This window comes from Clostridium sediminicola (assembly GCF_050402865.1).
In the GTDB taxonomy this organism is placed as follows: Bacteria; Bacillota; Clostridia; order Clostridiales; family Clostridiaceae; genus Clostridium_AF; species Clostridium_AF sediminicola.
Window position 1 is genome coordinate 24,515 of the sequence record NZ_BAABMF010000023.1, and the last position, 12,286, is coordinate 36,800.

A 12,286-nucleotide genomic window follows, 5' to 3' on the forward strand; every position below is an offset into this window, starting at 1 on the left:
TATATAAAACAATTATATTCAATATTCTTTATCTAATTTAACTCCTTTGCTTTTTTCATAATCATCCAGCATGGTTTTAATTTCTATGGATGAAAAACTTATATCAACAGTAAAGTCTGTTGCAATATTCCAAGGACTATTATATTTTTCTTCTTCTCCATTTCTAATTTTTAATTTTAAGCTTTTTACATCATGAACACCTGCTAGTATAATACTGTGAAAAGTGTAATCTTTTCTTTTTAGTTGTAATACATACTTGTTCCTAATCATTCCTAAAAAGCTTAAGAATAATTGATTATTATTGCTTTTAAAACCAAAAAAGTATTGTTTTTCCAACACATCCAGTGTACTATATACATAGTGCACTAGATGTGTTTCAACTGAATAATTTGAAGGAGGTGAAAATTTGGATTATAAGAACAATACACCTATCTATATTCAAATAATGAATCTTATAAAAAATGAAATTATTAATGAAAAAATAAATTGTGGAGAGCAACTACCTTCCATTAGAGATATATCCGTAAAATACATGGTTAATCCAAATACTATGCAGAAAGTTTTTAAAGAACTTGAAAGAGAAGGAATTGTTTTCACCAAAAGAGGCACGGGAACCTTTGTTACAGAGAATTACAGCATTGTAAAAACTTTAAAAGAAAATATAGCTAATGAGATAATGGATAGTTTTCTAGAATCTATGAAGGACTTAGGCTTTGATCATGAAGAAATAATTAAAAATATTAATAATAGAATGAAAAAGGGGGAAAAAGATGTTACTGCAGATCAAAAATATAAATAAAAAGTATTTTAAGAAATCATCTTTAATTGATATAAATATGAACATCCAGGAAGGAAAAATTGTAGGACTACTAGGTCCAAATGGTAGTGGAAAAACAACTCTAATGAAAATTATAGCTTCTTTAATAAGAGCTAATAAAGGTGAAATCTTAATAAATGGTTATAAGCCAGGTATTGATACTAAAAAAATTGTATCCTACCTTCCTGATAAAGAATTTTTACCTAACTGGATGAAAATTAAAGATGCTATAAAATATTATGAAGACTTTTTCCCTGACTTTAGTAGAAGTAAGTGTATTGATCTAATTAAATTTATGAAGCTAGATGAAAATATGCATACTAAATCTCTCTCTAAGGGCATGATGGAGAAACTAAATTTGTCCCTTGTTTTATCAAGAGAGGCTAGATTATATCTCTTAGACGAGCCTTTAGGTGGGATAGACTTAGTAGATAGAGAAAATATCATGAATATGATTATAAACAACTATAATGAAAAATCATCTATTCTGATTTCAACTCATTTAATTAATGATATTGAAAGCTTATTTGATGAAGTGTTTTTTATTGATAGAGGTACAATCATCCTTCATCAAAATGCTGAAAATATAAGAGAAAAAAATAATAAATCTATAAGTGAATTGTATAGGGAGGTGTTTAAAAATGCTTAAGTTAATAAAATATGATCTTAAGAATAATATGAAAACTCTACTTATTATGCTACTAGGCTATTTTATATTATTAGGAGTAACTATAATCAGTAATGAAGATGGATTTGGAGGACTTCTTTCCTTATATATTGTAGCAGCCTATATTATCTGCTTTTATGCATCTATAAACCTATTTCTGGATTATGTTTTTTCAGAAGATGAAGGACTTCTCTTTACTTTACCTATTAAAGGGTACAAAGTTTTATTGTCTAGAATAATTTCTTCATTAATTATATTTATAGTACCAATTGGGATAATTTATTTTAGTTACTCATTCGCTTTCCCAGTATTTAATACTCCTTCTGATTTAGAAATATTTTATAATCGTTTTCCTGTTGAACTTCAAGATTTACCTACAAAATTAACTTTATCTATAATTTTAGACTCTTTGATTTTCTATATAGTTTTTTATACACAATTAATTACAATATTTTATTTCTCAATAGCTCTAAGCAGTTCCCATTTAAAGAATATACGATTAGGAAAAGCTTTCTGTATGATAATTGGAGTGATTTTAGAGGTGTCAAATGTTATATATATGAGAAATATAGATAAAGTAAGCCAAGGGTTTAAATTTTTAAACCTTAATAAAGTATTATTCTCCATAAATCAACAAAGTGGTAGCAGCAGTACGTATGGTAGCTATAGTCTTACTTCCTATGCTTTGATTGACCACAAACTGTATCTTACTACACTTATCTATATAATTGTAACCACTCTCCTTTTATTCTTTATAACTAGTAAACTTATTGATAATAAAGTGGAGATTTATTAGGCTTTCTAAATATCAAAAGCTGCCGTTTTCGGCAGCCTTTATATAATCAATTTGCTATTCATTTCTTTATACCAACTATTAAAAAGCACTTTGTTTTATCTCCTAATAACTTTGATTTTTCAATTGTAAATCCTGAATTTTGCAATAATCTCTCTACTCCTTTTGGTGTACTTCCCTCTTTACTTCCCTTTGGAGGTATACCAAAAGTCTTTAAAAACCTATAAATCATCTTTATTTTCTCAGAAAATTTCATTCCTTCTTGTGTAAAGGAAGATACAATAATTTTTCCACCTTTTTTTAAAACACGGTAGCTTTCTTCTATAACCTTTTCTGGTGAAGGAATAACATGAATTAAGTTAGCCATAAAAACTGTATCAAAACTATTGTCATGAAATTGTAGTGCCATTGCATTTGCTTTATGGCATGAAATATTAGATAATCCTCTTGTCCGCTCCTTTACTACCTTAATCATCTCATCTGAAAAATCAGTTACTTGAATGCTACTTGCCTTTTTATTAAGCTCAATTGTGTAACTTCCTGTTCCACAAGCTAACTCCAAACATCTTCCAAAATCTTCTTCCTTCTTCAATTCATTAATTACAGTTGTAAATGTGTTTTCACCTGTAACATATCGCTGCCTTTTTTCAAAATCACTTGCAAATTTACTCCAATATACTTCTTTTTTCCACATATTATCACCCACTTATTTTTTTACAATAGCAGTGTTTTTTAAGAGTCCAAAACTGATATAACCCTATAAAAATCAAAACTCACTTTTTCCCCGACTTTATAATTTTCTTTAGAATTAGTTTGAACTTTTAGAATTCTATCTCCCACTCTCAGCTCATATTCTATCATATTACCTTTATATACTGATGAAATTATTTTTCCTTTTCCTAATTCTTTTGCTGAATTTAGGATTATGTCCTCTGGTCTCACAGATAGAATTACTTTTTCTCCAACTTTTCCACTACTATACTTATCCTCAATAAAAATGTCTTTTAATATTTCAAGCTTCAATAGATTTTTCGATTTTACAACCTTACTCTTCAAAATATTAGATTTTCCGATAAAATTAGAAATAAACTGAGATTTTGGTGAGTCATATAGCTTTCTTGGTGTATCTATTTGAACTACTTTTCCTTTATTCATTACTACAATTCTATCTGCAATCCCCATTGCTTCATATTGGTCATGCGTTACATGGACTATTGTCACACCTAATTCTTTATGAATTTGTTTAATTTCATATTGCATTTCTTCTCTTAATTTTGCATCTAAATTGGACAAAGATTCATCTAAAAGAAGTAACTTAGGTTTCATAATCAAAGCTCTTGCCAATGCCACCCTTTGCTTTTCTCCCCCACTCAATTCATGGGGGTAACATTTTTCTTTCTCAGATAATTTAACTAATCTAAGCATTTTTTTTACTTCTTCATTTATAATAGTCTTTTTTTCTTTTCTTATTTTTAAAGGATATGCAATATTTTCAAATACACTTTTGTGAGGCCAAACTGCATAATTTTGAAATACCAATCCAATTTCTCTTTTTTCAGGTAGTTTAAAAATCCCTTCTTTAACTGATGATACCGCCTCTTCCCCTATTATCAAAGCTCCTTCATCTGGCTTTATTAGTCCAGCTATAATGCTTAATAATGTTGTTTTGCCACATCCGCTGGGACCGACTACAGCTAGGATTTCGCCATCATATATATCTAAATCTAAAGAATCAATAGCTACTATATTTCCATATTTTTTCGTCAATGATCTAATTCTAGTATGAATCATATTAACTCACCGAACCCTTTGAATTTTTTATTTTTCTTACAAATAAACGCCCTATAATACTTAACATAATTACAACTACAGAAATTGCAGATATTGCTTCAAGACCACTAGAATTAGAACGCATATTAAAGAGTAAAACTCCAACAGTTTCTGTTCCTGGTGCATGTAACATTAATGATATTGGTATTTCTCTTAAAGCAATTATTATACAAAGTACCCATGAGGACTTCATTCCTGGTTTTATCATAGGAAAAGTTATATCCCTATATGTTTGTAATTTTGAAGCTCCTGACACTCTAGCAGCTTTTTCAAGTGTAATATCTTGATTTTGAATAAGTCCGCTAATATTTTTCAATGCGATAGGTAAAAATAATGCTATATAGGTAATAATAATTATGGAAGATTTTCCATAGAAATTTATAGGAGGTCTGCTCCAAGCTAAAATTGCTGCAATAGCCATTACAATATTCGGAAAAGACATTGGCCAAGATGCAATAAATTCAATAAATTTTCCACCTTTAATGATTGAGTTATTAGATACATATGATATTATAGCTCCAATGATTACAGCAATACATGCTGCTATAATTCCATAAATAATACTATTTTTGAAAGCTCTAATCGATGTTGATGCTCCAAACAAATTATAATAATTCGCTATTGTTAGGTTCTTCAATATTAAAGGAAGCCCCCATCGTTTTAAAAAAGATGATACAAAAATCGTGGCTAAAGGAATAATAGTAGTACATATTTGAAAAATAATAACTAATACAGAAATAAATTTGTTCCTTTTTCCCAGATTAATAAGTCTTGGTAATGAACTATCAGAAGTCACTAAAGTAAACTTTTTCTTTCTTAAAATCAAATTTTGAAGCAAAAAAGCAAGACCTACAAATATCACGAGAATGATAGCTATAGCAGCTGCAAGTGATAAATTCAAATCATTTAAAGCTCTATATATTCTAGTGGTTAAAGTTTCTTTATAAAGAGGCATTAATAATAAAGCTGGCACTCCAAAGTTTGCCATTGTACGACTAAAAACAAATAATCCTATTGAAAATATGCTAGGCATAATAAGAGGAATAGTAATAGTCATAATTCCTTTAAATCTGCTAGCCCCACTTAAAACAGTCGCATCCTCTAGCGAATTATCTGTTTTGCTTAAAGCATTTGACAAAGCCATAAAAACTAAAGGATATAAATGAATAGTCATTATAATAATTACAGCCCAAACTGAGTAAGTTTGAAATTTAAAATCATTGATATTAAATAATTTAAAAAATTTATCTACATATCCATTCCGACCTAATAATTCAAGCCAAGAAATCCCCAAAATATAAGAAGGAATAGTAAAAGTAAAAAACACATTATTTCTAATAAATTTTTTATATGGAAAGTCTGTACGTGTTACCAGCCAAGCCAATGATCCACCTATTAAAATAGTCATCATTGTAACAGCCAAGGAAGTTACTAATGTGTTCACTATGGCTGAAAATGTATAGCTGTCTTTAAAAATTTCTTTATAAGCCTGAAAAGATAAAGCTCCTCCATCATAAAAAGAAATACCAACACTTTTCAAAATTAAAACCAAAGAAGGAAATACTACAAGGAGCAAAGCCATAAAAACTACAATAAAAAGAATCACAGTCTGTACCTCAGATCGCAATCTTTCCATTATCCTTTTTATCATAATCTAGTTTCCTAACATGACTTTCTTAAAATCATCACGTATTGTTTTCTCATGTTTACTGACAGACTCCCAATCAATAGTTTTGTATTTTATATCTGATGGTGCTCCTTTTGGTACTTCAACATCATTTCTTACAGAAAAGAAATTATACTTTACTGTAATTTTTTGCCCCTCAGGCGATAACATAAAATCAACAAATTCTTTTGCTAATTTAGTATTTTCCTCTGGTCTAGCATCATTTTTCATGATTGCTATTGGTCTTTCCAATCTTATTGCTCCCTCTTTTGGCCACATAATCCCTAAATTACTTTCAAAACCTTCTTTCTTGGCTTTTTTATTTATACTTGCTACAGCGTCGTATGCAGTTATCCCAGCTCCTATTTCACCAGACTGTATCTTATCAGCTACTTCTTTAGACTTTGCTACTACCAAAGTATTGTTAGCTTTTAATCCTTCAAAAAAACTCATGTTTTGTCCAGTTAAATCCCATAAACCAGTGGTAAGGGCTAATGCAGTTGATGATTGGCTTATATCTGTGTAAGCTATTTTATCTTTCCATTTTGAATCCTTAAGATCTTCATATGATTTAGGAGCATCCTCTTTTGATATATTCCCCTTATCATATACTAATACTTCATAACGAGCATTGACTAATGTAAAGAACCCATCCCCCACTTTATATTCCTCTTTTAAAGCTTCACTATGTTTTGAAACATAATTCTCTAAAGCACCTTTTTCTTTTAATGCATGATATATTAATGGATTTGAACCAAAGAAAACATCAGCATGTATATTTCCTGCTTCTACTTCTGTCCAAATCTTTTGGCGTAATGGTCCACATCCTGCATGGTATATTTCTAAAACGTCTCCGCGGTCTTTTTCAAATGCATTTTCTAACTCTTTAATCATATTAGCAGGACCGGATAAATAAACACTTATTCGTCCCTTTTCTCCAGAATATTTTGCCTGTGTTTCTTCTTGCTTAATAGATGCACTAGCCGCTTTATTATTTGTAGTTATATTTTCACCTTTACTACAACCTACAAAAACTGAAGTAATCAAACAAACTGCACTTAATATTACTAATAACTTTTTACGCACTTCTTTTCCCCCTAACCAAAACTCTTATTTCTTTAATTGATAATGATTTTCATTAGCATTCATGTATATTATATACTTTATACCTAAATAATGTCAAGTTAAGTATCATATGCCAAAAACTTTTCAGCATAAAAAGCTGGCGTCGTAAATCGCGACGCCAGCTTTTTTAAATACTATAACTATTACTAAATTCTATCAAATACTTTTTTATTCCTATATCTAACCGAAAAATAAACATTAACTTTTTCTTCTGAATAAACTTTTGAATTTAATTTTTTTCTGATATTTTCTTATTCAATAATATCATTTCTTTTACAATACCTTTTAGTGTTTCTGTAGTCATTAACTGATCTTCTGCATGCATTAAGATTAATGAAAATTGAACCTTATCCCCTGAAGCCTCTTGTTGTATTAGCGAAAAATGAGACTCATGGGCTTTTAATATGCTCTTTTCTGCACATTCAACCTTCTCTTCTGCCTCTTCAAATCTTTCTTCTCTAGCATCTCTTAAAGATTCAAATAATAGTGATCTTGCTACTCCTACATTACTGATTAATTGAAATGATATCTCTTCTAAATTTGCCATCTTTATTCCCCTTTTCTCGATAATTATATTTTGTTTACCTTCGTTTCTATTGCAGCTTTTTTTACCGCTTCAGCAACAGCTCTTTGAACTTCTTTATTAAATGGTTTAGGTATTATATAATTTTCATTCAATTCTTCATCTAAAACTATATTTGCTATTGCATATGCAGCAGCTATTTTCATTTCTTCATTTATATCCCTAGCTCTTACATCAAGCGCTCCCCTAAATATTCCTGGAAAAGCAATAACATTATTTATTTGATTACTAAAATCTGATCTTCCTGTTCCAACTATTCTAGCTCCAGCCTTTTTTGCCTCATCAGGGTATATTTCGGGTTCAGGATTTGCCATAGCAAATATTATTGCATCATTATTCATTTCTCTTACCATTTTTTTAGATAAAACATTTGCTGCCGATACTCCAATAAAAACATCTGCTCCTTTAATTACATCCTTTAATTTACCTTTTTTACATTCTGGATTTGTAATTTGGGCAATTTCCTTTAAAGAATTATCTTCATAGTTCATACCCTTATAAATTACACCATTTATGTTACACATAATTATATTTTTAGCTCCAGAAGACAATAATAATTTTCCAATTGCTATGCCAGCAGCACCTGCTCCATTTATAATAATTTTTATATCTTCTAAATTTTTATTAACTATCTTTAATGAATTAATTAAAGCCGCCAAGACTACTATAGCAGTTCCATGTTGGTCATCATGAAAAACAGGTATATCTAATTTTTCTTTTAATCTTTTTTCTATTTCAAAACATCTAGGTGCTGAAATATCTTCAAGATTTATTCCTCCAAATCCTGGCGCAATATTTACAATAGTTTGAACTATCGCATCTGTATCAGTTGTATCTAAAACTATTGGAAAAGCATCCACATCAGCAAAATTCTTGAATAAAATACTTTTGCCCTCCATTACTGGAAGTGCTGCTAATGATCCTATATTTCCTAAACCTAACACTGCTGTTCCGTCAGATATAACTGCAACAGTATTACCTTTTCTTGTATAGTCGTATACCTTTTCTTCATATTTGTGTATTTCTTTACATGGTTGAGCTACTCCAGGAGTATAAGCTAAACTTAACTCTTTTTCATTTTCAATCTTAACTCTTGAAGTAACCTCAATTTTACCGTTTAGTTCTTTATGAAACTTTATCGATTCTTCATATATATTCAAAATATATACCCCCTTCTAAATAATAAATAAAATCATTAATTTTATTTATTACTTAGACTACTTTACTACCGTGAATTTCTTTTGCTCCAGTAAAATCCAATATAAAATGTCTATTTTCTTTTGTCACTCCTTTTCCTGGCATAATAGAAATTCTACCATTAGAAAATTCAACTAAATCCTTCAAATTTTCTTTTCCACTTAGTGCATTTTCATTTCCACCTTTAGTTAATATTCTATCAACACCTAAATTAACTAATTCATCAATAGCAATATATTTATCTTCTATTTCATCAAAAGCCATATGAAATGTTATACTCATTGGTTTTGCTATTTCAGCAAGTTCCTTTATTACATCTTTATCTATATGACCATTTTTTAATGCTCCTATTACTACGCCATATGCTCCAAGGTTTTTACAAGTAATAATATCATCCTTCATTATTTGAACTTCATCAGGAGAATATTCAAAGTTTCCACCTCTAGGCCTAATGATAACCATAATAGGAATATTTAAGTTTAAAATTGTTCTTTTTATTGTACCGTAACTTGGAGTAGTTCCATCTTCTAAGAGATTATCACAAAGTTCTATTCTATTTGCTCCAAGTTTTTGAGCCCTTAAAGCTTGATTATAATTTCCTACACAAGCCTCATATATACGCATAAATTATTTCCTCCTATACTATAGAAATTCTACCGTGAAATTTATAGTTTAGTCAAAAGTAATTGGAGATTTAATTCTATTTAAATAAGCCTCTAACCACTCCTCTGAAGCTACATCATAGGTTGTTTTTCCATCTTTCATTTTATTGCATACGTAAACTGTTGGTGTTTCATCCTCTGATACTACTGAAAATGAGAATCCTTCAATATTAGTTGAAACTCCCCATTCTCCCTTATTATTAAGCGCAACTACAGAAATATCTCCTGCTTTACCCCTTCTCTTAATCAACTTTTCATCTAATTCTGAAACTGCTTTATCGGCTGCCTCTTGAGGATGTAACCCTTCTTTCATCAATCTCACTATTTCATATGAAATACATCCCTTCATTAAGTCTTCACCAAGACCAGTGGCAGATGCTCCCCCAATCTCATTATCTACATAAAATCCTGAACCTGCAACTGGAGAATCACCAACTCTTCCTCTTTTCTTCATAAACAATCCACTTGTTGATGTTCCAGCTACCATTTCACCTTCCTTATCAACAGAAATCATTCCCACAGTATCATGTCCATCATAAGGACTTAATCCCTTATCTATAGTTTCTCTTTTCCTTTTTTCATAGTGTCTCTTTGCTCTATCTGTTAGCATATTCACTCTTTCAAAGCCTTGTTTTTGGGCATATTCATCTGCTCCAGCCCCTACTAAAAAACAATTAAATCTTTCTTCACTTAATTTTTTTGCGATACTAATAGGATTCTTAAAGTCTCTTATCCCTCCAATAGCTCCAAAGGAAAGTGTATTACCATCCATATAAGCAGCATCTAATTCCACCTTACAATTTTCATTTGGTAATCCACCATATCCAACTGATTTATAATACGGAAAATCTTCAATCATTTTTATTGCTTTTTCTATAGCCTCGCCTGCATAAGCACCATTTTTCAAATCCTCTGCAGCCTCTGTTAATCCTTCTATTGCCATTCTCCAAGTTGCTATTATTGCCCATTTCATTTTTTTTCCTCCAATCACTATTACCTTACTCTAGTAATATTAGAGCAATAAATATGCCAATTAATTTTGTATTTTTAAAAATAAGTCTCTCACTCTATTTATAAATATTTTGTATTGCATTTAAACAAAGTGTATTATAAAATGATACATAATATTATTTTTACATTATAAATTCAACACAGTATTAGTGAATTATACAAATATTAATACAGTATAAAGAAATATTATACAAATACATTATTAAAAGAAGGTAATTTATATGAAAAGAAAAAATTTAATTTATGACACTGTGAAAAAATTTGATAAAGGTGATGGAATTACAACTAAAAAAATCAGCGAATATCTTAATTTAGAACGTTCTAATGTCAGCAAAGATTTAAATTTACTTGTTAAAGATAATCTTTTATACAAAAATAATTCTAGACCTGTGAAATATTTTTTAAATAATAATAGCACAGAAATCGTTGCACAATCCTCAATGGATCAACTATCTTATCTTTACCCTTCATTATTACCTGCATTAAAATTAGCTAAAACTGCAATATTATATCCTCCTAATGGAATGAATTGTTTGATTATCGGCGACACAGGTGTAGGTAAATCTATGCTTGCTAATCTAATGCACAAATATGCAAGTTCATTATATACTGATAAAAATATGCCTTTTTTACATTTTAATTGTTCAGACTATTCTAATAATGTTCAACTTCTAAGCTCTCATCTTTTTGGAGTAAAAAAAGGTACCTTTACAGGTGCTAATGCTGATAGACCTGGTTTAATAGAACAAGCCGATGGAGGTATTTTATTTCTTGATGAAATACACAATCTCCCAAGTGAAGGCCAAGAAATGCTATTTGTATTTATGGATACTGGGTATTTTAAAAGATTCGGAGAAGTTTCACATAAAATAAAATCTTCTGCTCGTATTATTTGTGCAACAAATAAAGATATAAATACTTCACTATTAGATACATTTATTAGAAGAATCCCAATAAAAATTTATCTTCCTGGATTAAATGAAAGACTTATAGAAGAACGTTTAACATTAATAGAATATTTTCTTAGAGAGGAAAGCTTAAAATTAAATAAACCTGTACTTGTTTCTTATAATTCTATGCTTTGTTTATTATCCTATGATTGTCCTTATAATATTGGCCAATTAAAAAATGATATAACCTTAGCAGTTGCTAACGCTTACTCAGATTATTTTATAAACAATAAAAAACAAATAAAAATTAACAGTCCTGATTTACCAGATGATTTGCGAAATAAGCTTAACCAACCCTTGTCAAAAGAAAAGGCGTTTTTAAATGCTTTTAAAAGTTCAAATGATTATTTTACCTATGATGAAAATACTAAAATAACAAGCCACTCATTTTTAAAACAAAAACAAGCTCTTCTTAAGAGTTTTAATGATTTGGTCATTAATATAAATACCATTGTAAATAACAAAGAGACATTTAATAATTCTATAATTACTATTTTTGATGATTATTTAACTACAATAAAAGATACTATGTCAAACTATAATTTTACTTTGAATAACTCCGCTTATGAAGATGTTCACAAAAATCTTGTTATTATAAATAATGAAATTAAAACGTTCTTTACTGATGATATATTAAACAATTTCTTTCATATTCATGTGGATATGATTTATGATAGAATCAATCTTATACATATTAATCCTTTACCAATTATAAATAAGCTTAAAGATTTTTTCCCAAAATACTATTCTCTAGCCTTAAAATTCAAATATATTATTGAAGAAACTTATAACATAAATTTATCAAATATAGAAATGTTATTTTTAATTATTTTAGTTACCTATATATATGAAAGGTAAATAAGTTTATTTTAAAAATGCATAACCCTGATGCTTATACTAAGGGTCGGCTTAAGAATTACTTCCACTTTTCATTAAAAAATATGCAATCACCAAGCATTTTTTTAATGAACTATAGTGGAAGTTA

Annotated in this window: 12 protein-coding genes and 1 pseudogene; 4 read left to right on the forward strand and 9 right to left on the reverse strand. The window is 29.2% G+C overall.

Annotated elements, in window-relative coordinates; translation table 11 throughout:
• Window positions 1-21 precede the first annotated feature (21 nt).
• Window positions 22-309 (reverse strand): annotated as a pseudogene (locus tag ACQ3F0_RS23285) (AAA family ATPase); the annotation flags it as partial.
• A gap of 97 nt (window positions 310-406) precedes the next feature.
• On the opposite strand from ACQ3F0_RS23285, the gene ACQ3F0_RS23290 reads away from it, so the two are divergent.
• The 3 genes from ACQ3F0_RS23290 to ACQ3F0_RS23300 are packed head-to-tail and all read left to right on the forward strand — an operon-like array spanning window position 407 to window position 2,280.
• Complete coding sequence (locus tag ACQ3F0_RS23290) at window positions 407-799, forward strand: GntR family transcriptional regulator (RefSeq protein ID WP_428868192.1); 393 nt, start codon at window positions 407-409, stop codon at window positions 797-799.
• Complete coding sequence (locus ACQ3F0_RS23295) at window positions 771-1,466, forward strand: ABC transporter ATP-binding protein (protein WP_428868193.1); 696 nt, start codon at window positions 771-773, stop codon at window positions 1,464-1,466. The genes ACQ3F0_RS23290 and ACQ3F0_RS23295 overlap by 29 nt, the downstream gene beginning before the upstream one ends.
• Complete coding sequence (locus ACQ3F0_RS23300) at window positions 1,459-2,280, forward strand: hypothetical protein (protein ID WP_428868194.1); 822 nt, start codon at window positions 1,459-1,461, stop codon at window positions 2,278-2,280. Before ACQ3F0_RS23295 ends, ACQ3F0_RS23300 begins: the two co-directional genes overlap by 8 nt.
• Window positions 2,281-2,338: 58 nt before the next feature.
• Here ACQ3F0_RS23300 and ACQ3F0_RS23305 read toward each other — a convergent pair whose 3' ends face one another.
• The 8 genes from ACQ3F0_RS23305 to ACQ3F0_RS23340 all read right to left on the reverse strand — a co-directional run bounded on the left by ACQ3F0_RS23305 (window position 2,339) and on the right by ACQ3F0_RS23340 (window position 10,313).
• Window positions 2,339-2,971, reverse strand: coding sequence for a class I SAM-dependent methyltransferase (locus ACQ3F0_RS23305; protein ID WP_428868195.1), 633 nt, complete (start codon window positions 2,969-2,971; stop codon window positions 2,339-2,341).
• 38 nt (window positions 2,972-3,009) lie between these two features.
• The gene (locus tag ACQ3F0_RS23310) at window positions 3,010-4,068 is read right to left on the reverse strand and encodes an ABC transporter ATP-binding protein (protein ID WP_428868196.1); all 1,059 of its coding nucleotides are present in this window, start codon (window positions 4,066-4,068) and stop codon (window positions 3,010-3,012) included.
• 1 nt (window position 4,069) lies between these two features.
• Window positions 4,070-5,758, reverse strand: coding sequence for an ABC transporter permease (locus tag ACQ3F0_RS23315; RefSeq protein ID WP_428868197.1), 1,689 nt, complete (start codon window positions 5,756-5,758; stop codon window positions 4,070-4,072).
• Window positions 5,759-5,761: 3 nt separating this feature from the next.
• On the reverse strand, window positions 5,762-6,859 hold the full coding sequence (locus ACQ3F0_RS23320) for an ABC transporter substrate-binding protein (RefSeq protein WP_428868198.1): 1,098 nt from the start codon (window positions 6,857-6,859) through the stop codon (window positions 5,762-5,764).
• 268 nt (window positions 6,860-7,127) lie between these two features.
• Window positions 7,128-7,445 carry a PTS sugar transporter subunit IIA gene (locus tag ACQ3F0_RS23325; protein ID WP_428868199.1) on the reverse strand — a complete coding sequence of 106 codons (318 nt, stop codon included), beginning with the start codon at window positions 7,443-7,445 and terminating at the stop codon, window positions 7,128-7,130.
• A gap of 23 nt (window positions 7,446-7,468) precedes the next feature.
• Entirely contained in the window at window positions 7,469-8,641 is a 1,173-nt protein-coding gene (locus ACQ3F0_RS23330; RefSeq protein ID WP_428868200.1) for an NAD(P)-dependent malic enzyme, read from the reverse strand.
• A 52-nt stretch (window positions 8,642-8,693) separates the two neighbouring features.
• On the reverse strand, window positions 8,694-9,302 hold the full coding sequence (locus tag ACQ3F0_RS23335) for a copper homeostasis protein CutC (RefSeq protein WP_428868201.1): 609 nt from the start codon (window positions 9,300-9,302) through the stop codon (window positions 8,694-8,696).
• Window positions 9,303-9,350: 48 nt separating this feature from the next.
• A complete protein-coding gene (locus ACQ3F0_RS23340) occupies window positions 9,351-10,313 on the reverse strand; it encodes a glycosylasparaginase (RefSeq protein ID WP_428868202.1) in 963 nt (320 codons plus the stop codon).
• Between the two features lie 259 nt (window positions 10,314-10,572).
• Between ACQ3F0_RS23340 and ACQ3F0_RS23345 the strand changes: the two genes are divergently transcribed.
• Entirely contained in the window at window positions 10,573-12,159 is a 1,587-nt protein-coding gene (locus ACQ3F0_RS23345; protein WP_428868203.1) for a sigma 54-interacting transcriptional regulator, read from the forward strand.
• Window positions 12,160-12,286: the final 127 nt, after the last annotated feature.